Annotated in this window: 23 protein-coding genes and 1 other annotated feature; of the genes, 21 read left to right on the forward strand and 2 right to left on the reverse strand. The window is 36.9% G+C overall.

Annotation, left to right across the window (positions count from 1 at the left end):
* Positions 1-18: 18 nt before the first annotated feature.
* The 17 genes from ACZ5R4_RS01115 (at position 19) to pyrE (ending at position 17,903) form a co-directional block, all read left to right on the forward strand.
* A complete protein-coding gene (locus ACZ5R4_RS01115; protein ID WP_109984480.1) occupies positions 19-699 on the forward strand; it encodes a YggS family pyridoxal phosphate-dependent enzyme in 681 nt (226 codons plus the stop codon).
* A 16-nt stretch (positions 700-715) separates the two neighbouring features.
* Positions 716-1,138, forward strand: a complete 423-nt coding sequence (locus tag ACZ5R4_RS01120; protein WP_277677822.1) for a cell division protein SepF — start codon at positions 716-718, stop codon at positions 1,136-1,138.
* A 4-nt stretch (positions 1,139-1,142) separates the two neighbouring features.
* Positions 1,143-1,412 (forward strand): YggT family protein, encoded by a 270-nt coding sequence (locus tag ACZ5R4_RS01125; RefSeq protein ID WP_054787596.1) that lies wholly within the window; start codon positions 1,143-1,145, stop codon positions 1,410-1,412.
* A gap of 9 nt (positions 1,413-1,421) precedes the next feature.
* Entirely contained in the window at positions 1,422-2,195 is a 774-nt protein-coding gene (locus ACZ5R4_RS01130; RefSeq protein ID WP_109984478.1) for a YlmH family RNA-binding protein, read from the forward strand.
* An 83-nt stretch (positions 2,196-2,278) separates the two neighbouring features.
* Positions 2,279-2,788, forward strand: a complete 510-nt coding sequence (locus ACZ5R4_RS01135) for a DivIVA domain-containing protein (RefSeq protein WP_109984477.1) — start codon at positions 2,279-2,281, stop codon at positions 2,786-2,788.
* Between the two features lie 58 nt (positions 2,789-2,846).
* Positions 2,847-3,072: a binding site (T-box leader), on the forward strand.
* Positions 3,073-3,146: 74 nt separating this feature from the next.
* Entirely contained in the window at positions 3,147-5,900 is a 2,754-nt protein-coding gene (gene ileS / locus ACZ5R4_RS01140) for an isoleucine--tRNA ligase (RefSeq protein ID WP_109984617.1), read from the forward strand.
* 201 nt (positions 5,901-6,101) lie between these two features.
* Positions 6,102-6,572, forward strand: coding sequence for a signal peptidase II (gene lspA, locus ACZ5R4_RS01145; protein WP_054859537.1), 471 nt, complete (start codon positions 6,102-6,104; stop codon positions 6,570-6,572).
* Positions 6,569-7,483, forward strand: a complete 915-nt coding sequence (locus tag ACZ5R4_RS01150; RefSeq protein ID WP_054859536.1) for an RluA family pseudouridine synthase — start codon at positions 6,569-6,571, stop codon at positions 7,481-7,483. The genes lspA and ACZ5R4_RS01150 overlap by 4 nt, the downstream gene beginning before the upstream one ends.
* A 210-nt stretch (positions 7,484-7,693) precedes the next feature.
* Positions 7,694-8,242: a bifunctional pyr operon transcriptional regulator/uracil phosphoribosyltransferase PyrR gene (gene pyrR, locus ACZ5R4_RS01155; RefSeq protein ID WP_109984476.1), complete on the forward strand. Its 549-nt coding sequence runs from the start codon at positions 7,694-7,696 to the stop codon at positions 8,240-8,242.
* 206 nt (positions 8,243-8,448) lie between these two features.
* On the forward strand, positions 8,449-9,378 hold the full coding sequence (locus tag ACZ5R4_RS01160; protein ID WP_109984475.1) for an aspartate carbamoyltransferase catalytic subunit: 930 nt from the start codon (positions 8,449-8,451) through the stop codon (positions 9,376-9,378).
* Positions 9,338-10,615 carry a dihydroorotase gene (locus ACZ5R4_RS01165; RefSeq protein WP_054859535.1) on the forward strand — a complete coding sequence of 426 codons (1,278 nt, stop codon included), beginning with the start codon at positions 9,338-9,340 and terminating at the stop codon, positions 10,613-10,615. Before ACZ5R4_RS01160 ends, ACZ5R4_RS01165 begins: the two co-directional genes overlap by 41 nt.
* A complete protein-coding gene (locus tag ACZ5R4_RS01170) occupies positions 10,615-11,721 on the forward strand; it encodes a carbamoyl phosphate synthase small subunit (RefSeq protein ID WP_464367977.1) in 1,107 nt (368 codons plus the stop codon). The genes ACZ5R4_RS01165 and ACZ5R4_RS01170 overlap by 1 nt, the downstream gene beginning before the upstream one ends.
* The gene (gene carB, locus ACZ5R4_RS01175) at positions 11,721-14,921 is read left to right on the forward strand and encodes a carbamoyl-phosphate synthase large subunit (RefSeq protein WP_464367978.1); all 3,201 of its coding nucleotides are present in this window, start codon (positions 11,721-11,723) and stop codon (positions 14,919-14,921) included. The genes ACZ5R4_RS01170 and carB overlap by 1 nt, the downstream gene beginning before the upstream one ends.
* Complete coding sequence (locus ACZ5R4_RS01180; RefSeq protein ID WP_464367979.1) at positions 14,918-15,679, forward strand: dihydroorotate dehydrogenase electron transfer subunit; 762 nt, start codon at positions 14,918-14,920, stop codon at positions 15,677-15,679. The genes carB and ACZ5R4_RS01180 overlap by 4 nt, the downstream gene beginning before the upstream one ends.
* The gene (locus ACZ5R4_RS01185) at positions 15,676-16,590 is read left to right on the forward strand and encodes a dihydroorotate dehydrogenase (protein WP_109984470.1); all 915 of its coding nucleotides are present in this window, start codon (positions 15,676-15,678) and stop codon (positions 16,588-16,590) included. The genes ACZ5R4_RS01180 and ACZ5R4_RS01185 overlap by 4 nt, the downstream gene beginning before the upstream one ends.
* Positions 16,583-17,287, forward strand: coding sequence for an orotidine-5'-phosphate decarboxylase (gene pyrF, locus ACZ5R4_RS01190; RefSeq protein WP_277677828.1), 705 nt, complete (start codon positions 16,583-16,585; stop codon positions 17,285-17,287). Before ACZ5R4_RS01185 ends, pyrF begins: the two co-directional genes overlap by 8 nt.
* Positions 17,280-17,903 (forward strand): orotate phosphoribosyltransferase, encoded by a 624-nt coding sequence (gene pyrE, locus ACZ5R4_RS01195; protein WP_054859532.1) that lies wholly within the window; start codon positions 17,280-17,282, stop codon positions 17,901-17,903. The genes pyrF and pyrE overlap by 8 nt, the downstream gene beginning before the upstream one ends.
* A gap of 279 nt (positions 17,904-18,182) precedes the next feature.
* On the opposite strand, the gene ACZ5R4_RS01200 is transcribed toward pyrE, so the two are convergent.
* Together ACZ5R4_RS01200 and ACZ5R4_RS01205 are read right to left on the reverse strand one after the other, a co-directional pair.
* A complete protein-coding gene (locus ACZ5R4_RS01200) occupies positions 18,183-19,490 on the reverse strand; it encodes a DUF2254 domain-containing protein (RefSeq protein WP_464367980.1) in 1,308 nt (435 codons plus the stop codon).
* A gap of 232 nt (positions 19,491-19,722) precedes the next feature.
* Complete coding sequence (locus ACZ5R4_RS01205; protein WP_109984466.1) at positions 19,723-21,432, reverse strand: Rqc2 family fibronectin-binding protein; 1,710 nt, start codon at positions 21,430-21,432, stop codon at positions 19,723-19,725.
* Positions 21,433-21,582: 150 nt separating this feature from the next.
* Here ACZ5R4_RS01205 and ACZ5R4_RS01210 point away from each other — a divergent pair, with 150 nt between their 5' ends.
* The 4 genes from ACZ5R4_RS01210 to rpoZ are packed head-to-tail and all read left to right on the forward strand — an operon-like array spanning position 21,583 to position 23,607.
* Positions 21,583-22,464 carry a YicC/YloC family endoribonuclease gene (locus ACZ5R4_RS01210; RefSeq protein WP_277677830.1) on the forward strand — a complete coding sequence of 294 codons (882 nt, stop codon included), beginning with the start codon at positions 21,583-21,585 and terminating at the stop codon, positions 22,462-22,464.
* A gap of 40 nt (positions 22,465-22,504) precedes the next feature.
* Positions 22,505-22,765: an extracellular matrix/biofilm regulator RemA gene (remA, locus tag ACZ5R4_RS01215; RefSeq protein ID WP_054787587.1), complete on the forward strand. Its 261-nt coding sequence runs from the start codon at positions 22,505-22,507 to the stop codon at positions 22,763-22,765.
* Between the two features lie 15 nt (positions 22,766-22,780).
* Complete coding sequence (gmk, locus tag ACZ5R4_RS01220) at positions 22,781-23,401, forward strand: guanylate kinase (protein WP_054859528.1); 621 nt, start codon at positions 22,781-22,783, stop codon at positions 23,399-23,401.
* Complete coding sequence (gene rpoZ / locus ACZ5R4_RS01225) at positions 23,398-23,607, forward strand: DNA-directed RNA polymerase subunit omega (RefSeq protein ID WP_109984464.1); 210 nt, start codon at positions 23,398-23,400, stop codon at positions 23,605-23,607. The genes gmk and rpoZ overlap by 4 nt, the downstream gene beginning before the upstream one ends.
* Positions 23,608-23,684 lie beyond the last annotated feature (77 nt).

A 23,684-nucleotide genomic window follows, 5' to 3' on the forward strand; every position in this document is an offset into this window, starting at 1 on the left:
GAGGGAGAGTTTTGACAAATGAAGGTAGTAGAAAATTTGGCAGGCATCCGAACAAAAATCGAACAAGCATGTGATCGTGTGGATCGAAGCCCTAACGATATTACGATAATCGGTGTAACGAAGTATGTTACAATAGATAGGGCAAAAGAAACGTTCGCAGCTGGAATTACAAATCTTGGTGAAAATCGTTTAGAAGGATTATTAGAAAAACAAGCAGAGTTGGAACAAGATGTACACTGGCATTTTATTGGGTCATTACAATCACGTAAAGTAAAGGATATCATCGATAAAGTAGACTTCATTCATTCACTTGATCGTCAATCTCTTGCAAAAGAAATTAATAAAAGGGCATCTAAACAAACGCCTTGTTTTGTTCAAGTAAACATAAGCGGTGAAACGTCTAAACACGGTTTAACCAAGGATGAAGTTATTCCTTTTATCGAAAAACTTGCAAGTTATCCTCATATTCAAGTCGTTGGATTAATGACAATGGCACCATTTACGGAGGACGAAGCACTTATTCGAAATACCTTTCGAGAGCTGAGACTTTTACGTGATAAGATCATGGCGAATAATTGGCAGCATGCCCCATGCTCCTTTTTGTCTATGGGGATGAGTAATGATTATATGATTGCAATTGAAGAAGGCGCTACCCATATTAGAATAGGCTCTGAATTAGTTGGACCATATGATAACTGAAACGAGGTGATGCACGGTGGGAATGAAGGGGAAATTCAAAAACTTATTTGGACTAGATGAAGAATATGAAATCATCGAAGAAGAAATGGAAGAATCAGATGAAGAACAAAAGGAAAGACGCTCCAAGAAAAATGTTGTTAGCTTAAAATCCGTTCAACCAAGCGCAAAAATGGTATTGTGTGAACCACGTTCGTACGATGAGGTTCAAGATATTGCGGAGCATGTTGTGAATAGACGTTCTGTTGTGATTAATTTACAGCGAGTTGATACAGGTCAGGCAAGACAGATAATCGATTTTATGAGTGGTGCTGTTTATGCCGTGTCAGGCCAAATAAAAAAATTAGGGTCACAGACCTTCCTTTGTACGCCTGAGAATATTGAAATAACTGGTAGTATCACGGAAATAATGGAAGATGTAGATCCAGAGCAAAGGTGGTAATTTAATGTTTTGGTTGTTTAGAACAATAGATATCGCCATGGAGATTTATACTTATGCGATTATTATTTATATCTTAATGTCTTGGTTCCCTGGGGCAAGAGATTCCTCCATCGGACAGGTATTAGCAAAAATTGTAGAGCCATACCTAGAGCCGTTTCGAAAAATTATTCCTCCGATTGGCGGAATGATTGATATTTCTCCAATTGTAGCACTTTTTGTACTTCACTTTGCGAGACAAGGATTGGCTTATTTATTTATGAGTATTTTATATTAGGTGATGGAGATGGATATTTATCAACATTTTAGACAGGAGGAAGCACCTTTCGTTGATCAGGTAATGTCTTGGAAAGATGAGATCAACAGAAGCTTCATTCCACGACTGACAGATTTTCTGCACCCACGAGAACAGTGGATATTTCAATCAATAATTGGCAATGATGATACACTTCAGCTGGCGTTTTTTGGTGCATGGGAGCACGCCGAAAGAAAACGAGCAATATTAGCCCCATACTATGAAGAGCTGGGAGAAGAATCATTTGAAACAGAATTACTTCGGGCAAGCTATCCAATTAAATTTGTGAAAATCGAGCACCCAGATGTTCTCGGTGCTTTTCTTTCTTCAGGCATTGAACGAAAAAAAATAGGAGACATTAAGATCCATCATGGTGAAATCCAAATACTTGTCTCCAAAGATATTTCGACATATCTTTTATCAAACATTACCTCGATAAAAAAAGCTAGTGTTCAATTTGAGCCGATTTCACTGTCAGACCGAATGGTTAATAGCGACAATTGGGTGGAAAAAACGACTACTTGTGCTTCTTTACGCCTAGACGTATTGATAAAGGAAATGTACCAAGTATCACGTCAACAAGCCCTTGACCTCATTAAAAAAGGATGGGTAAAGGTCAATTTTCAAAAAATCGAACAGCCATCCTATTTTTTAGAGGAGAGGGATATGGTATCGGTGCGCGGAAAAGGTAGAACGAGGCTAACAGAAATACAAGGAAAAACAAAAAAGGACAAATTAAGAATCACTTTCGAAAAATTATTATAAAAATGCAGGATTTTTTGTGTTTTTGTCAAATATGTATGGTACTATAGTTAAAAGTACTGACTTGAATGAAGGAGGTGGCCGGTGTGCCATTAACACCATTGGATATTCATAATAAAGAATTTACCAGAGGGTTCCGTGGGTACGATGAAGATGATGTCAATGAATTCTTAGACCAAATTATTAAGGATTATGAGGCAGTGATTAAAGAAAAGAAAGAGTATAAGGAGAAAGTTGAACAATTAGAAGAAAAACTAAAACATTTCTCTAATATCGAGACAACTTTAAATAAATCTATTCTAGTTGCCCAAGAAACTGCAGAAGAAGTGAAGGAAAATGCTAAAAAAGAATCAAAATTAATCATAAAAGAAGCAGAGAAAAATGCTGATAGAATTATTAATGAAGCTTTACATAAATCAAGAGCGATTGCACTTGAAGTAGAAGAATTAAAAAAACAAGCAAAGGTTTTCCGCACAAGGTTAAGAATGATGGTAGAAGCACAGCTTGATTTGATTGACAATGATGATTGGGATGGCTTATTTAAAGTTGAATTAGAGAATGAGGAATTAGAAAAGGCGGAAGAAGCCAATAATTAAGAAATCATACTTGACGTTTTATCTGAAATTCTCTATAATTTATGCATTAATATCCATTATAAATACAGCGATTGGGACAGTATATTGATAACAGGTTATTCATAGCGAGTTAGGGATGGTGGGAGCCTAATATAGCGTATCAATAGAAGATCACCCATGAGTTGCTATCCTGAAGTAATTGGATGTGTAGGGATAGTCGATTGATTCACGTTACGAATAGAAAGTGGATAATTTACTGGAAATTATCTATTAGGGTGGTACCGCGAGCTCCTCTCGTCCCTTTTGGGATGTGAGGAGCTTTTTTAATCTAATGAAGGATACGAATCGTTTAGGGATGACAGAAAAAGGAGGAAATATAGTGGAATATAAACAAACGTTAAATATGCCTAAAACAGATTTTCCGATGCGCGGAAATCTTCCAAACAAAGAGCCTAAAATGCAAGAGCAATGGGATGAAGAAAAGCTATATGAAAAAGTCCAAGCAAAAACAAAAGGTAATCCATTGTTTATTCTTCATGATGGACCGCCATATGCAAATGGCGATATCCATATGGGCCATGCTTTAAATAAAATCTTAAAGGACTTTATCGTCAAGTATAAGTCGATGGCTGGATACCATGCACCTTACGTACCCGGATGGGATACACATGGCCTGCCTATTGAGCAAGCATTAGCCAAAAAGAAAGTGAATCGAAAAAAGATGACCATTGCCGAATTTCGCCAAAAATGTGCGGAATATGCATTAAAACAGGTAGATAATCAACGGGTTCAATTTAAACAGCTAGGTGTAAGAGGGGATTGGGAGAATCCATATATTACACTGAATAAGTCCTATGAGGCTGCACAAATTAAAGTGTTTGGAGAAATGGCGAAAAAAGGCTATATCTATAAAGGACTAAAGCCAGTTTACTGGTCCCCATCTTCTGAATCTGCCCTTGCAGAAGCAGAGATCGAATACCAAGATAAACGTTCAGCATCTATTTACGTTGCCTTTGATGTAAAGGATGGCAAAGATTTATTAGATGGTGATGAGAAATTTATTATTTGGACAACAACACCATGGACTATTCCAGCAAACCTAGCTATTTCCCTACATCCAGATTTAGAGTATGCAGTAATAAAAACGGCAAACCAAAAATTTATTATTGCTCATGACATGCTAGGCCAAGTGAATGAAACCTTAGAATGGAAAGATGCTGAGGTTATCCAAACATTTAAAGGGACAGAAGCAGAAAACATTGTCGCCAAACACCCTATCTATGATAGAGATTCACTAATTATTCTTGGCGATCATGTTACAACCGAAAGCGGTACAGGACTTGTTCATACGGCACCTGGACACGGTGAGGATGACTTTATTGTCGGAAGAAGATATGGATTAGATGTTCTATGTCCAGTAGACGAAAAAGGTTATTTCACAGATGAAGCGCCTGGATTTGAAGGACTATTCTATGACCAAGCAAATAAAGTGGTAACAGAAAAATTAACAGAGACTGATGCCTTATTAAAAATGGAGTTTATTACACACTCCTATCCACATGATTGGCGCACAAAGAAACCAACGATTTTTCGTGCAACGAATCAATGGTTTGCATCAATTAAAGATTTTCGCGAAGATATCTTAACTGAAATTAATCGAATTAACTGGATACCTAATTGGGGAGAAACCCGTTTGTATAATATGGTTCGTGATCGAGAAGATTGGTGTATTTCAAGACAAAGGACTTGGGGCGTTCCTATTCCTGTATTCTATGGTGAGGATAAAACCCCGATTATCACTGATGAAACGATTGCTCATGTTGCTAATTTGTTTAGAGAACACGGATCCAACGTTTGGTTTGAATGGGAAGCAAAAGATCTGTTACCAGACGGATTTACTTCTGAACATAGTCCAAATGGTACTTTCACGAAGGAAACCGACATTATGGATGTTTGGTTTGATTCAGGCTCTTCCCATGAAGGTGTTCTTGAGGAAAGAGAGGCATTACAACGACCTGCGGATGTGTATTTAGAAGGTTCTGACCAATACCGTGGCTGGTTTAATTCTTCTATCTCAACAGCAGTTGCGGTGACGGGGAAAGCCCCTTACGAAACAGTAATTAGTCATGGATTTGCTCTTGATGGACAAGGAAGAAAAATGAGTAAATCAGTTGGGAATGTAGTAGTCCCAGCGAAGATTATGAAGCAATATGGTGCAGATATTCTACGTTTATGGGTTGCCTCTGTTGATTATCAAGCAGACGTACGAATCTCTGATGAAATTATTAAACAAACATCTGAGGGATATCGAAAAATTCGTAATACCTTCCGCTTTTTATTAGGAAATTTAGCTGATTTCCGTTTAGAACACAAAGTGGCGGATGATAAGTTAGAAGAAATCGATCAATTTATGCTATTGAAGCTCCAAAAAGTAATAGATAAATCATTAAATGCCTATGAGAATTATGATTTTTCAACAGTTTATCAAACCATCCATAATTTTTGTAGTATTGAATTGAGCTCATTCTATCTAGATTTTGCAAAAGATATTCTCTATATTGAAGCAGAGGATCATCCGAGAAGAAGAAGTATTCAGACAGTGTATTATGAAATAGTTACTTCATTAGTAAAGCTTTTAACACCAATCTTAACACATACAATGGAAGAGGTTTGGTCTTTTATTCCGGATGTCCAAGAAGAATATGTCCAGTTATGTGAAATGCCAAAAACAAGAGATCTAAGTAATGCAGCTCGATTAGAGAAAAAATGGGATAGCTTTATGAAAGTGAGGGATGATATTCTTAAAGCATTGGAAGAGGCGCGTTCTGAAAAAGTAATAGGAAAATCATTGGAAGCTTCAGTTATTATCCAACCGAACAGTGAAGAAACAGCTGCAATTCTACAAAATATTCCATTTTTGCATCAGCTGTTAATCGTTTCTGAAGTTCAAATTGTCGATGAATTAACGGATGGTAAAGCTTATGAATTTGTTACAGTGAAAATTATGAAGCATCAAGGAGAAACATGTGAACGTTGTTGGGTTGTTTCTGATTCCGTCGGTGAAAACAATGACCATCCGACACTTTGCGCTAGATGTGCATCTGTTGTTAACGAACATTACACAGAAGCATAAAGATGGAAAAACCAACTACCATGACAAAAAGGTAGTTGGTTTTTTATTGGCGAAGTATGCGGAATAGGAGGAAAAAGGTAAGTTATTAGATAAAGTGGGTGAAAGCCTTGATTCCATTCTAATTATTATATTTAATAAGAACATGATATAATAATTTTTAGTGTTGAGTATTAAATTGAAGGAAAGTTGGAGGTTAAAGCTATGTGGGTTTATCTCGTGGCATTTGTCGTCATATTATTAGATCAGTTAACAAAATTATTGGTAGTAAAAAATATGGAATTAGGTGAGCGGATTACAGTAATAGAAAATTTCTTTTACCTTACATCACATAGGAATACTGGAGCAGCATGGGGAATATTATCAGGCCAAATGACATTTTTTTATATTATTACAGTAATCGTGATCGGATTTGTTATCTATTATATTCAAAAACATGCGAAAGAGAGTAAATTACTCGGGCTGGCATTAGCACTCATACTGGGTGGTGCGATTGGTAATTTTATTGATCGTCTCTTTCGCAAAGAAGTAGTAGACTTTTTTGATTTTTACATAGGTAGCTATAATTACCCAATTTTTAATATTGCCGACTCCTCTTTAGTAATTGGGGTAATAAGCATCTTTATTTTTACAATCTTGGACGAACGCAACAAGAAAAGGAGCAAGAATTCATGAACAACTTTCAATATAAAGTAGAAAATAACGAAAAAGGCATTCGAATTGACAAGCTTCTAGTAGACATTACAGAGGATTACTCAAGGTCGCAGATCAAAACATGGTTTGATAAAAAGCTTGTACAGGTTAATGATCATGTCGTAAAACAAAACTATAAATGCCAAATCGGTGATGTAATAAAATGGGATATTCCAGAGGTGGAACCACTTGAGGTGAAGGCCGAAAATATTCCAATAGATATTGTTTATGAAGATAGTGATTTGATAGTGATAAACAAAAAGAGTGGTATGGTTGTTCATCCCGCTGCAGGGCATTATGAGGATACATTAGTTAATGCACTGCTTTATCATTGTCAAGATCTATCAGGTATTAATGGAGTAGCGAGGCCAGGCATTGTACATCGAATCGATAAGGATACGAGTGGTCTATTAGTTGTGGCGAAACACGACATAGCTCACGAGAAGTTAGCAGAACAATTAAAAAACAAAAAAATGAGACGTGAATATAAAGCATTAGTCCATGGAGATATTCCTCATGAATATGGCACAATAGATGCTCCGATCGGGCGAAGTGTGAAAAATCGCCAAATGATGGATGTTGTAGAAAATGGTAAACAAGCAATCACACATTTTGAAATATTGGAAAGGTTGCATGGTAAGTTTACCTTCATAAAATGTATATTAGACACCGGAAGAACTCACCAAATTCGGGTTCACATGAAATATATCGGTTTTCCTATAGTTGGTGATCCCAAATATGGACAAAAAAAATCGATAGATGTAGAAGGTCAAGCATTGCATGCATATAAATTAACCTTTACCCATCCGATGACAGAGAAAGAACTAACATTTGAAGCAGGTCTTCCAGCAAAATTCGAACAGGTTTTAGATAATATTCGAAAAAGTTATTGACGAAAAACTCATTATTTGTCATAATATATTTAATATCATAAAGACCTTTTAAAACAGTCCTGTGAGGCTGGAAAAGGAGCAGAGATAACGTTGTACGGTATACGTGTATCTAAAAAGCCTTATTCCCTCACGGAGAATAAGGCTTTTTCTATGCTGTAATATCCAAAAATTTTACGAAACACTATAACGTTCCTAAAAGGAGTTTTTATGATGAATAAGAAAGCAAATGTAATGGATGCCAATGCCATGAAACGTGCATTGACAAGAATTGCTCATGAAATATTGGAAAGAAACAAAGGGGTAGAAGGACTCATGCTTGTCGGAATTAAAACAAGGGGAGTTCCTATTGCCAACCGCTTAAAAGAACGAATTAAAGAAATTGAAGGAGTAGAAATACCGATAGGTGAATTAGATATTACACTTTATCGAGATGATTTGTCCCATGCTGGTGATTTAAATGAACCACAGTTAAATGATGCAAAACTAAAAGAACAAGTAACCGATAAAAATGTCGTTCTTGTGGATGATGTTCTCTATACTGGTCGTACGGTTCGAGCAGCAATGGATGCCATCATGGATCATGGAAGGCCTTCCCAAATACAGCTTGCTGTGCTTGTAGACAGAGGACACCGAGAACTGCCAATAAGGGCTGATTTTATTGGGAAAAATATTCCTACCTCTCAAAATGAGATTATAACAGTTGAACTGGAAGAAATTGATCACGAAGATCATGTGATCATATATGAAAAGAATAAGTAACCTTTAAGAAAGTACAGAGATGCTTGCAAGGTTGCATGGAAGATAAGCGTGTATATATAGGACACGTCTACCTCTTTGCGATTTTGCAAAGGGGTTTTTTTATGGCCTAAAGTAGGAAATTAGAAAATTCAGATAGCAAGTGGCAAAAGATGGACCAAAATATCAAAATGGCTGATTTTAATATTTAGCAGAAGGAGGCTCTTCGAATGAAACATTTTGTTTCCATGCAGGATCTGACTAAAGAGGAAATACTCACGCTTGTACTTCAAGCAAACAGGATCACAGAGAATGGGGTAAAGCCAATGCTAGGACAATACTTTGTTGCAAATCTTTTCTTTGAACCAAGCACACGTACAAAGATGAGTTTCATTGTTGCCCAAAGACGGTTAGGGATCGAGGTATTAGACTTTGCTTCGGAGATTTCAAGTGTAACGAAAGGGGAAAGCTTATATGATACTGCTAGAACATTTGAATCGATTGGAGCAAACCTAATAGTTATTAGACACCAAGAAAACAATATCGCCAAAAAGCTTGCTGATTCCATTAACATCCCTGTGATTAATGCTGGGGATGGCACTGGAGAGCATCCTACTCAATCATTACTCGATTTAGTCACTATTTATCAGGAGTTCAAAAGCTTCCAAGGTCTTAAAGTAGTAATTGCAGGAGATATCAAACATAGTCGTGTTGCAAGGTCAAACGCTATTGCACTTTCTAAATTGGGCTGTGATATTTACCTAACAGGCATGGACAGCTGGCACGATGAAACACTTGACTTTCCGTATATTACAATGGATGAAGCTGTAGAAATGGCGGATGTCCTAATGCTTCTAAGAATACAGCATGAGCGACATCAGGCCCACGTAGCTTTAGACCATAATAGCTATCTCCAAACATATGGCTTAACGATGAAGAGGGAGAATAGAATGAAAAAAGAGGCCATTATCCTTCATCCTGCTCCTGTAAACCGTGGAGTTGAGCTGGATAGTCGCTTAGTCGAATGCGAAAGATCGAGAATATTTAAGCAGATGCAAAATGGTGTTGCAGCACGAATGGCTGTCATTCAAAGAGTACTCAATCAAGGGGGAAAATTCGATGAAGAAAATTTTAGTCAACGTCAAACGATTATTGGATAATGGTCAGATGGATGATTGTGAATTAGTAATTCAAAATGGAAAAATTGAAGCAATCGGGAAAAATTTTGATAGAAGCGGTTTAGAAATTATCGACGGGGAAAATCAACTAGTGACACCAGGCTTTGTCGATGTTCATGTCCATTTACGGGAACCAGGTGGTGAGACAAAGGAGACGATTCACACAGGGACAAATGCTGCTGCCAGAGGTGGTTATACTACTGTTTGTGCCATGCCTAATACACAGCCTACTCCTGATTCAGTAGAAATCTTACTAGATGTACGACAACGGATTGACCAAACAGCAAAAATTCGTGTATTACCTTATGCTTCTATTACAAAAAGGTTAGTCGGGGAGCAATTAACGGATATGAGTGCTCTAAAAGAAAATGGTGCATTTGCGTTTACAGATGATGGTGTCGGCGTCCAATCTGCAGATATGATGCTCCAAGCGATGAAGCAAGCTGCAGCAATTGATATGCCAGTTGTTGCACACTGTGAGGACAACACCTTAATTCATAGTGGTGTGATGCATGATGGAGAGGTAAATAAACAACTAAATCTACCAGGTATCCCTTCGGTATGTGAATCAGTCCAAATTGCTAGAGATGTTCTGTTAGCTGAAGCGGCAGACTGCCATTACCATGTTTGCCATGTAAGTACAAAGGAATCAGTCAGAGTCATCCGTGATGCGAAAAAAGCGGGAATTCATGTAACAGCAGAGGTGACACCACATCATTTATTAATGAATGATACTTTTATAAGGGAAAATGATGCAAATTATAAGATGAATCCACCTTTAAGGGCAAGTGATGATCAACAAGCTTTAATTGATGGGTTATTAGATGGAACGATCGATTTTATTGCAACAGACCATGCTCCTCATACTCATGAAGAGAAGGCGAATGGAATGGAAGAAGCTCCTTTCGGTATTGTTGGTTTTGAGACAGCTTTTTCACTGCTTTATACACATTTTGTAAAAGAGGGGATCTTTACTTTAAAGCAATTAATTGATTGGTTAACAGTAAAACCTGCCGATACATTTGGTTTACCATTTGGTCGAATAGAGGTTGGTACAAGTGCAGATTTAACCTTAATCAATCTTGAAACAGAAGAAAAAATCAACAAAAAAACTTTCTTGTCAAAAGGGAAAAATACACCTTTTGATGGGTGGGAAATAGTAGGAAAGCCTATTGCAACCATCTATCAAGGAGTAGTCGTATATAAGGAGGAAGCATAGTGAATAGATTGTTAGTTTTAGAGGACGGAACAGTTTTTGAAGGTCAAGCATTTGGTTCTACTGAAGAGAGTATCGGAGAGGTTGTTTTTAATACAGGAATGACTGGTTATCAAGAAACTTTATCTGATCCCTCTTATTGCGGGCAGATTGTGACAATGACATATCCATTAATCGGAAATTATGGTATCAATAAGGATGATTTTGAGACGATTAATCCATCAATTTTTGGCTTTGTCGTTAAAGAATTTTGTGAAACTCCTTCAAATTTTAGAAGTGACGAGGGTCTCGATCAATTTCTAAAAGCCAATAATATTCCTGGTATAGCTGGTATCGATACTAGAAAACTAACGAAAATTCTCCGCAAGTATGGAACAATGAAAGGTATCCTATCAAAGGCTAAAGAGTATGGGGAGTATGAAGAAAAAGAATTTTTACTAGCTAAATTGGAGTCGAAAGAATTACTTACAGATCAGGTTGCTCGCGTTTCAACGATGAAGCCTTATGTTGCCCCTGGTAGAGGATATCGAGTTGTACTAGTAGATTTCGGAATGAAGCATGGTATTTTACGAGAATTAACGAAAAGAAGTTGTCATGTGACAGTAGTTCCATATAATTATAGTGCAGAAAACATATTACGCCTTAAACCAGACGGAATAATGTTAACAAACGGACCAGGTAATCCAAAAAATGTTCCAGAAGCGATTGAAATGATTAAAAAGGTAATCCCAACAGTCCCAACCTTTGGAATTTGTTTAGGTCACCAACTGCTTTCTCTTGCTTGTGGTGCGGATACGGGAAGACTTAAATTTGGACACCGAGGATCCAATCACCCTGTCTACGATTATGAAACAAAGCGTACGTACTTAACATCTCAAAATCATGGCTATGCTGTAACAGAGGACTCCATTAAAAATACGGAATTAGAATTAACACAAATAGCGTTAAATGATAAGACGGTTGAAGGGGTTAAGCATTCGAAATATCCTGCTTTCTCCGTGCAATATCATCCAGAAGCTTCACCAGGACCTGATGATACCAACTATTTGTTTGATCAGTTTATTGCAACGATTAAAGCATTTCAAGCATCATTGAAGGAGGAAGCATAATGCCCAAAAGAACAGATATTCAAAAAATACTAGTTATTGGTTCAGGACCGATTGTCATAGGACAAGCAGCCGAATTTGATTATTCTGGTACGCAAGCTTGCCAATCCTTAAAAGAAGAGGGCTATACTGTTATCTTAGCAAACTCGAATCCGGCAACCATTATGACAGATCATACAGTAGCGGATACTGTTTATATGGAGCCTCTTTCTGTTGAATTCTTATCCAAAATTATTAGAAAAGAACGACCTGATGCGATTTTACCTACACTTGGAGGTCAAACAGGACTAAATTTGGCAGTTGCTTTAGATGAATCTGGAATACTAGAGGAAACAGGGACAGAATTACTCGGTACAAAGCTAGAAGCAATTCAACAAGCAGAAGATCGTGAAAAATTCCGTGATCTAATGAATCAAATTAACGAACCTGTACCTGAAAGCCAAATTGTTCATACAGTAGACGAAGCACTAGAATTTGCAGGAAAGATTGGTTACCCACTTATCGTACGTCCTGCCTACACACTTGGTGGTACTGGAGGCGGAATGTGCTACAATGAGACGGAATTAAGAGAGATCACGCGAAACGGACTTTCTTTGTCCCCGGTCAATCAATGCTTAATTGAAAGAAATATAGCAGGATATAAAGAAATAGAGTATGAAGTAATGCGTGATCAAAATGATCAAGCAATAGTTGTTTGTAATATGGAGAATATTGACCCAGTAGGTATTCATACAGGAGATTCAATCGTTGTAGCACCTTCTCAAACATTAAGCGACCGCGAATACCAGCTGTTACGATCGGCATCTCTTAAAATTATTCGCGCATTAAAAATTGAAGGTGGTTGTAATGTACAGCTAGCGCTCGATCCGGAAAGCTTCCAATACTATATTATCGAAGTAAATCCAAGGGTAAGCCGCTCATCTGCACTCGCCTCAAAAGCAACAGGTTATCCTATTGCAAAAATTGCAGCAAAAATCGCGATTGGAATGACATTAGATGAAATAATGAACCCAATTACTGGTACAACCTATGCGTGCTACGAGCCAGCATTGGATTATGTTGTGACTAAATTTCCACGCTTCCCTTTTGATAAATTCGTCCTCGGTAACCGTCAATTAGGGACACAAATGAAGGCGACGGGTGAAGTCATGGCAATTGGGAGGAATTTTGAGGAATCGATGCTAAAGGGAATTCGCTCATTAGATATTAGTGGTGAAGACTTTTTCTTACCTAAACTAACAGAAAACACCATAGAAGAATTAACAGAACGTTTAGTCAAACCAGACGATGAACGAATCTACGTTTTGGCTGAAGTTTTACGAAAAGGTATGACAGTAGAAGAAATTCATCAGTTAACAAAAATTGACCTCTTCTTTTTAACAAAAGTAAAGAAAATGATAGATTTCGAAATAAAGCTGGCTAATAATCGAAATGATTTAATAGCATTAAAGGAAGCGAAACATCTCGGGTTGTCCGATACGCAAATAGCCCGAGTATGGGGAGTCAATGTCGATAAAATTTATGAGACTAGGAAATCAGAAGGATTATTGCCTGTCTATAAGATGGTTGACACATGTGCGGCAGAATTTGAATCGGAAACACCATATTTCTATAGTGCTTATGAGGAAGAAAATGAATCGATCGTAACAGATCGTAAAAAAGTTATCGTTATTGGTTCTGGACCAATACGAATTGGACAAGGGATAGAATTTGACTATGCTACAGTACATTCCGTATTAGCTCTAAAGGAAGCGGGCTATGAAGCAATTATTATGAATAGTAATCCAGAAACCGTCTCGACAGACTTCAGTGTATCTGACAAGCTGTATTTTGAACCATTGACTCTTGAAGATGTGATGCATGTTGTGGATTTAGAAAAGCCAGAAGGTGTAATTGTTCAATTCGGTGGGCAAACCGCTATTAATTTAGCAGAAGGCTTAGAACGTAGAGGTGTCCGGATACTAGGTACACCACTTGAAGCAATTGATACAGCGGAAGATCGAGATAAATTCGAGCAACTGTTACAAGAACTTCAGATTCCTCAACCAAAGGGAAAAAGTGTTCGTAAACTAGATCAAGCTAAGGAAGCAGCCGAATCAATCGGATATCCAGTATTAGTGCGTCCATCGTATGTCATTGGTGGTAGTCAGATGGAGATTGTTTACAATGAAGAGGAGCTGGAAGGCTATCTTGCCAAAACGAATCATATTAAGCATAAGCATCCTGTATTAATTGATAAATATTTAACAGGTATAGAAGTAGAGGTTGACGCGATTAGTGATGGAGATACAACCATTATTCCTGGAGTAATGGAACATATTGAACGTGCAGGTGTTCACTCTGGAGATTCGATCGCAGTTTACCCAACGCAACGTTTAACAGAGAATATCAAACAACAATGTGTGGACATTACGATCAAAATTGCAGAAAAACTAGGTGTCAAAGGACTCATTAATATTCAGTTTGTGGTGCATAAGAATGAAGTATATGTGCTAGAGGTTAACCCAAGAGCAAGTCGTACAATCCCGTTTTTAAGTAAAATTACAGGTGTTACGATGGCGAACTTAGCAACAAGATGTATTATCGGTGAATCGTTAACCGAAATGGGTTATGAAAAAGGATTACTCCCTGAACCGGAAACGGTATCTGTAAAAGTGCCTGTCTTTTCCTTTGAAAAACTGCGGAGTGTTGATACCATGCTCGGACCTGAGATGAAATCAACAGGTGAAGCGATTGGACGGGACCGCACATTAGAAAAAGCATTATACAAGGGACTTACAGCATCCGGATTAAAGATACCAATGGAAGGTGCCGTGCTAATTACCGTTGCCGATAAGGATAAAGAAGAGGCGGGAGAAATAGCCAAGAGATTCTTTGAGCTCGGCTTCCACTTATTTGCAACAGAAGGAACAGCAAACCATCTCGAAAGCTTAAATTTACCAGTAACCTCTGTAGGAAAAGTGGGTGCAGAAGGTAAAAATGTTCTATCCATCATTGAAAAAAGTGAGGTTCAGGTTGTCGTAAACTCCCTAACATCAGGGAAAAAGCCGAGATCCGATGGCTTTAGAATTCGCCGAGAAGCTGTGGAGCATGGAATTCCTTGTCTCACAAGCTTAGATACAGCTGAAGCTATCGTCAATGTAATTGATTCCACGACATTTACTGCAAGACCAGCAGTACAAGGGAAGGCAGTGGTTCTGTGATAACGAAGCAATTAATCGAAATCAAAAGCCATATAGAAATTGCAGAGGATACGTTCGAAATGGTTTTGCATTCAACCATCAGTCATGAATTAAAGCCAGGGCAATTTGTTCATATTGCACTAAATGGTCACATGTTACGTAGACCAGTTTCCATTGCCAATGTAGATACGGAAAAAGAGACATTTACCGTCATTTTTAAAATCTTTGGAGAAGGAACACGTGAACTAAGTAAATCTAAGACAGGGGATTACCTAGATGTTATCCTCCCTTGTGGTACACATTATCCGATTGAGGATTTAAATTTAGATCACGCTCTTATAGTAGGTGGAGGGATTGGTGTCCCTCCTCTGTACTATCTTGGTAAGAAATTGAAGGAAGAAGGGGTAAGGGTCACTAGTGTTCTTGGATTTCAAGCAAAAGCACAAGTTTTTTACGAAGAAAAGTTTCGACAGCTAGGTGATGTATACATTGCAACGAATGATGGATCTTATGGTCAAAAGGGCTTTGTTACGGATATAATTGGTAATTTAAATTCCCCGATAGATTATTATTTTTCATGTGGTCCGACTCCCATGCTTCAGGCGGTTACTAACCAATTGCAAGATCAAAAAGGCTATATTTCATTAGAGGAAAGAATGGGTTGTGGTGTAGGGACCTGCTATGCGTGTGTTGTTCCATTAAAAGCTGATCCATCAAAGAACAAAAAGATATGTAAGGATGGTCCGGTATTTTATGCAAATGAGGTGATTTTAGCATGAATGTGGCAGTGAAATTACCTGGATTAGATTTAAAGAACCCTGTTATGCCTGCATCTGGTTGCTTCGGATTTGGGAAAGAGTACAGTCAATTTTTCGATCTTAATGAGTTAGGTGCAATTATTGTCAAGGCAGCAACGGGTGAAGCAAGATATGGTAATCCTACACCTCGAGTAGCAGAGACTTCAAGTGGTATGTTAAATGCAATTGGACTTCAAAACCCTGGTGTAGAAACTATAATAAAAGATGAGCTACCCTTTTTACGACAGTTTAATACACCTGTTATAGCAAATGTTGCAGGAAGTACTGTGGAAGAATATGTAAGGGTTATAGAGAAGCTAAATCATTCAACAGATATCGCTGCAATTGAATTGAACATATCTTGTCCCAATGTCAAAGAAGGTGGGGTCCAGTTTGGAACAGATCCTGATCTTGCGAAGGAAGTTACGTATAAAGTGAAAGAGGCAAGCAAGTATCCTGTTTATGTGAAGCTTTCCCCAAATGTGACTAATATTACAACAATGGCAAGAGCAGTGGTAGATGCAGGTGCTGATGGACTTTCCATGATTAATACATTGACAGGTATGCAAATAAACCTGAAAAAACGTGCCCCACTGATCGCTAATCGAACAGGAGGACTATCTGGACCTGCGATAAAACCAATTGCGATTCGAATGATTTATGAAGTGCGACAGGCACTAGACATTCCCATTATTGGAATGGGTGGGATTATGACAGCAGAGGATGTATTAGAATTTTTACTCGCTGGCGCTCATGCAGTAGCAATCGGTACGGCAAATTTTCAAAACCCATTTGCTTGTCCTGATATTATTCATCAGTTAGAAGCAACATTGGCGAAATACGGGTTTTTGTCTGTAGAAGAAGCGATAGGAAAGGGGCATGTTGATGGATAATCCATTTTTTCTTGCACTAGATTTTCGCTCAGCAAAAGAAGTGCAACAATTTATAGATAAGCATAATTTCTACGGAGTTCCTGTTAAAGTTGGAATGGAACTATTTTATCGGGAAGGTACGCAAATTATAAAATGGTTAAAACAACATAATCACCCAATCTTTTTAGATTTAAAATTACATGACATTCCAACAACAGTAGAGAAAGCAATGTTCAATTTAGCTAATCTAAATGTCGATATTGTCAATGTTCATGCAACTGGAGGTAGTGAGATGATTAAAGCAGCCAAAAGAGGTTTACAAGCAGGCACTACTGATAGTCCCCCTAAACTAATTGCTGTTACAGTGTTAACATCGATGGATCAGATTGTTTTAGAGAATGAATTATATATTAAACAGTCTATTGAGGATGCTGTGAAACGGTTAGCTCTCCTTTCGAAGGAAAGTGGTGCCGATGGGGTGGTGTGTTCAGCAAGAGAGACAAATAGGATTAAGCAAGTATGTGGCAATGAATTTTTAACCGTAACGCCAGGTATTCGCCTCGCTAATTCGAATAAGGATGATCAAAAACGAGTAGCAACACCTGCCTTTGCCAAAAAAAATGGTGCCGATTATTTAGTAATAGGCCGTAGTATTACTAAAGCAGATAATCCAAAGGCGAATTACGAACGTGTGATAAAGGAGTGGAATAATGCTTAAATCAAAAGAAATAGCAAATGCACTTTACAAAATTAATGCAATTCAAATTAAGCCAGATCGTTCATTCGTCTGGACTTCAGGAATTCATTCCCCCATTTATTGTGATAACCGATTAACGATGTCTTATCCAGAAATCCGTAAGAAGATAGTGATCGAATTTGCTAATATAATTGAACAATTGCCAGAAAAACCAGACGTAATTGCTGGCTGTGCAACTGCAGGGATTCCTCATGCGGCATGGCTTGCAGAACATTTAGGTTTACCTATGGTTTATGTTCGGTCAAAGCCAAAAGGTCATGGTAAGCAAAATCAGATTGAAGGTAAAATTGAAAAAGGCGAAAAGGTAATCGTTATTGAGGATTTAATTTCAACAGGCGGATCCTCTATAGAAAGTGCCCTTGGCTTACAGGAGGCAGGTGCAAAAGTGTTAAGTGTTCTTGCCATCTTTAGCTATGGATTAAAGAAAGCAGATCAGCAGTTTACAAGTGAGAAGATAGCTTATGCCACCATTACGAACTTTGATGTTTTAGCAGAGGCATTGGTAGAGAATAATGAAATTACAGTAGAAGAAAAAAATAGTCTGTTAGAATGGCGAGATGAATTAGGGAATAGTTAAGTTCATTTCCCGGGCAACCGCAAGAAAAGAATAAATTCGCTATTGTTCGACTTATTCTGAATCCAAAGATGACGAATGTGGGTGGTGCAGTAGTATTTTTTCTCTAAGTAGAATCTTGCGCTAAGGAAATATACTATTAGCTGGCTATTATCAATCGAATTAAGTTTAAAGTTAATCATAAAAACTAAAGATGATTAAAGATTACTAAAACAATACCCAGACTTAGCCGAAGGATAGAGTCTGGGTTGTTAATTGTTTAATTATCATCCTGATTTCACATTATTTTGTATGCTCATATCCAGAACAGCAAGCTACTAATTTATCGTATATCTGTTTCAAATGGTAATAATCTAACTCTGATAATGATTCCCAATCGATAATATCCATAATGTAACCATGAAATTTCCAAATCTCTTTCTTTATTCTATCGTCACTAACGATTGCTATTTTAAATAATATTTCTATCATACTATAAACAATAGAAATATCTTCTTTTCCATAATGGCGAATTTGATAAAAGCTTTTGTACAGATAATTTTGATAGGTTTTCGTTTTTTTGATTACTCTGAGTCTGTTATTATTATCCGCAATAAATTTTGTCTCCTTATAGGATTCACCGATATCTATAAGTAACGCTCCAATTCGATTAATACAATTTATGGCTGTATGAGGGTCGTTAACCGCAGGTGAGATAGCCCTTAAAGCTATTTCAACCATTTTTTGTAATATAAATTCAATATCCTGTAGGTCTGTTCTTTCATTTCCAACAATAACCATTTCCTCGAGCATTTGGAAAGTATCGATGGATTTGTTCATGTATACGGACATTTGGACATATTCCTGTGAAACAAAATCACCAACATGTACATGTACCCGAATGACACACTCATGTTTCATAGCCCATCGGACTAATCCATCCCAATCAATTTTTTGGACATAACCAGATTTTAATGTTGGAATCTTTGTTATTTGTAACTTACCTAACCCATTTATTTCTTCTTCATTCCACTCTTCTGATTCAACAAAGTCTACCTCTTTATCTGATCGTTTAATAATTTTTGTACCATCATCTCGAATCGAAGCAATGAGATTATTTACTTGAATCCATCTGGCCGAATGATGGATAAATGAAATAAAAAATGCTAAATCAATAATAGCGATTATTACCATGATTATCGGACCAAGAAGCAGGTCTGCTTTTCCAACCATCAATAAATTAAGAAGTGCAAATATAAAGCTAAAGCTGTAGACACCAAGAACATGCTGCGTTGTTTGATGATGCATAAAATCTTGTAAGGTCCTCGGAGAAAACTGCATACTGTAAGTCGTTAATACAACCATAATGACGGAAAAACTGATTGTTGTCATTGTTAACACTGCAGTAACTAAAGATGCATACAATTCGATGGCTACCTCCGTAGAGGTTAGCAATACATTGGGTATTTCTTGTTTAAAATGATCGATAACAATGGCATCTATATAGATAATAAGATAGACAAGAATAATGGCGCTAATTCCATAAAGAAAAGGAACAAACCAGAAGCTATCTCTAATTTTTAGTAAGAATTTATCTTTCATCCATTTCATCTCCCGCTATTTTACCATTTCACTTATTCATACCCTGAATGAAGTTTTCTAAGCATGAGGATGTTCGTCCAGAACAAAATCGCTGGACGCCCGTTCATATCATCCTTTAGCGGATGCGTTAGCTTTTCTTATACTTTGGACATCAAGATTTTCGCTTCGTCGCTTTACCTCCTGCAAAAATTTATACTTTCCTAACGTATAAAAAAAGCGACCTCAAATGAGATCGCTCTTGCTATTTATTTTTTAATTTGCTTATAAACGCTTTATCTGGTGTGACGAAAAGAGTTTTTTGGTTTTCATATATTACAAATCCAGGCTTTGCCCCATTCGGTTTTTTAACATGGCGAATTAACGTATAATCCACTGGTACGGAAGAAGAGTTTTTTGACTTACTGAAGTTCGCAGCTAATTGCGCTGCTTCATGTAATGTGCCTGCACTAGGATCAGTGGAACGAATGACAACATGTGATCCAGGAATATCCTTTGTATGCAACCAAATTTCATTTTTTCGAGCAATACGGTTGGTTAAATACTCGTTCTGTTTATTGTTTTTACCAACTAAGATAATAGTACCATCGGACGCATAAAAGGTTTCAGGTTCTGGTTTTGTCGTTTTTTTCTTTGGTTTACCCTTTCCGCTTTTTTTCTTTAAATAACCTTGTTCTTGTAATTCTTCTCGGATTTCTTCAATATCCTGTTCGCGAGCAGAATTAATTTGTTCGATAATCTCTTCTAAATAGACAATTTCTTCATTAGCTTTCTTCTTCTCTTCTTCCACCATTTGCTTAGACTTTTTTAATTTATGATATTTTTTAAAGAAGGCTTGGGCATTTTCACTTGGTGTTTTATGCTCATTGAGTTTTATGGTTCTTGTCACCTGATTTGGATCATAATAATCTGTCACCTCAACCTGTTTATCTCCTTTTCGGACAAGGTGCATATGCGCAGTTAACAATTCTCCATCTCGTTGATATCGATCAGCATGCTCTGCCTCTTCTAAAGTCTTATCTAACTTCAAGAGCTTTCGTTGATTTTTTTTCACTTCATTCGTTAAAAAACGAATTAAATCACCTGCTTTTTGCTTGACACGATCTCGTTCTGCTTTTCCGGAATAATAAGTATCTAGCATTTCACTTACACTATTAAAACGTTTTTTCTCACCGCTATAACTTTCTAAATCAAGAACATAAAAACGACTTTTATTATCGTGCAGAATTTGTGGCACATACTCATTTTCTCTAATTGGGGAGATAATTTTTTTAAAAGCTTGCTTATAATCGTCTAAATTCCCGAGCCTTGCTTGGTAAATAATTTCATTTGCTAAAAGTGGGGAGATCCCCATAAATGTTTGGACAATTTGTTGATCCAGTTTTCCTGCATTAAAGTCAAGCTTGCGAATGAACATTTCTTCGTCCACGTTTATTGGATTTACCTTATTTTGACTAGGGGGGGAGATGTATTCATTTCCTGGAAGAATAGATCGATGTCTATTTTGTGCACCAGAAATATGTTTAATACTATCTAATATCAATTGTCTATCTTGATCAACTAAAATGATATTACTGTGCTTTCCCATTAACTCAACGACTAGCTTTTTTACACTTAAATCACCAATTTCGTTTTTTGTTTGGAAATGGATGTGAAGAATCCTTTCATTTTCTATTTGTTCGACGGATTCAATGAAACTACCACCTAGATGTTTCCTTAACATCATACAAAACATGGTTGGTTCTCTAGGATTATCATATTGATCTTCTGTTACATGAATCCTTGCATAAGAAGGGTGTGCAGACAGTAACAATTGTTTATTCTCTCCATATTGTCGGATGGTGAACAATAGCTCTGTTTCTGTTGGTTGATATATTTTAAGGACTCTTCCAGAAGAAAGCTTCCTATCTAATTCATGAGCAATAGCTCTTGTTACGACTCCATCAAAGACCATTTCTATCACCTCGTTTTCATATTATAACATGATGCTTTATTATTTACCCAATCAGACTCAAAATCAGTTGTGAAAGCTTTCTTGTTTTTGGTATGATGTTTATGGTGGATAAAGTGCGTCCATACTAGTTATTAATTGGAAGTGATTGGAATGAGAAGTATGACAGGCTATGGAAAGGCACAGTATCAGACAGAAGATTGGAATATTATAATTGAAATGAGAACAGTTAATCATCGTTTTTTAGATATCTCTTCCCAGATACCGAATTTCCTTTTACCAATCGAGAACAAAATAAAACAAATGATAAAAAAACATTTACATAGAGGACGAGTGGAGCTTTCCATACAAATACAAGGTGAGCAGTTACAACAACAACGCATGCGAACGAATTGGAATCTTGTGAGGCAATATGTCGAGCAGTTAAAGGAAGTACAAAAAGAATTGAACCTTGCTGGAGAGATAACGATAGATTTAGTCGCCCGATTACCTCAAGTTATGGAAATCGAAGAAGAAGATAGCAAAATGAGTTCCCACTTAGATTCCATTATATTAGAAAAAATAGCAGAAGCGTTAAAACAAGTAGAGGAAATGAGGAAAAAAGAGGGACAAAATCTATGCATTGATATCTTGAATTATATAAGAAACATAGAAAATAAATTAAAATGGTTGGGTGAACGAAGAAATATTGTTATAATAGAGTATCAAGAAAGAATAAAAGCTAGAATGGATGAATATCTTCAGGATGCTCCAATTATCGATCAAACTAAGTTAAATCAGGATATAGCAGTCCTAGCAGAAAAAGGGGATATATCTGAAGAATTGGCAAGATTGCATAGTCATATAAATCAATTTGATTCATTGGTGCACGAGGTAGGTGCAGTGGGGCGACGATTGGACTTTATCGTACAAGAAATGCATCGAGAGTGTAATACAATCGGATCCAAATCAAATGATGCGGGAATAAGTGAACAAATTATACATATGAAAAGTGATTTAGAGAAGATCAAAGAACAGATTCAAAATATTGAATAATAGAGAAATGTGTTCTTATTTAAATAAGGGGGAGCTCGAGATGAGTTTAAAATTAATTAATATTGGCTTTGGAAATGTAGTCTCCGCAAATCGTATAATTTCAATTGTATCACCTGAGTCTGCACCAATTAAAAGAATTATTACAGTAGCAAGAGATAATAATAAGTTAGTTGATGCTACATACGGAAGAAGGACAAGAGCTGTTATTATCACAGATAGTGATCATGTTGTACTATCAGCCGTTCAACCTGAAACCGTTGGACAAAGAGTGATTAGTCATGATGAAATTAGTGATGAATAAATAGGAGGAAGTATTTTGATAGAAGAAAAAGGGATACTATTTATTTTGTCAGGACCTTCAGGTGTTGGCAAAGGAACTGTTAGAAAGGCATTATTTGAGCAAGATACTAACTTGAAATATTCAATTTCAATGACTACCCGCTCAAAACGTGAGGGCGAAAGAGATGGTGTAGACTATTTCTTCCGTACCCATGACGAGTTTAAAGAAATGATACAACAGCGAAAGCTATTAGAATATGCTGAATATGTAGGCAATTATTACGGAACACCAAAACAATATGTAGAAAAGATGATCGAGGATGGCCATGATGTATTTCTTGAAATTGAAGTACAGGGTGCCATGCAGGTTAAGGAAAACTTTCCTCAAGGTGTTTTCATATTCTTAATTCCTCCAAGTTTAGAGGAGCTGAAAAATCGGATACAAGATAGAGGTACAGAGTCTGAGGATCTAATCTCGAGTAGATTAGAAGAAGCGCGTAATGAGATTGAGATGATGGATGCCTATGATTATGTTGTGGTGAATGACGATGTAATGAATGCAGTAAGCAAAGTTCAATCCATTGTCCAAGGAGAGCATTGTAAAAAAGAAAGAGTAATTAAACAATATAAATCATTATTGGAGGTTGAAAAAGAATGATATTAGAGCCATCTATTGATAAGCTTCAATCGAAAATCAATTCAAAATACACGTTGGTAACTTTAGCTGCCAAAAGAGCTAGACAAATTCAAGACACAAAGATCCATCAGGTTTCCCGTCCTGACTCTGCAACATATGTAGGTTTAGCCTTAGAAGAAATTTTAGAAGAAAAACTAACAGTAGACGAAGATTCGGTAATAGATTAATTTCAGTTATCACGGCGCTTAGTGTACTTAACTCCTTTGCTTTAAGAGGTGTGTAGATCAAACATATAAAGCTTAGA

This window comes from Gracilibacillus sp. JCM 18860 (assembly GCF_055395245.1).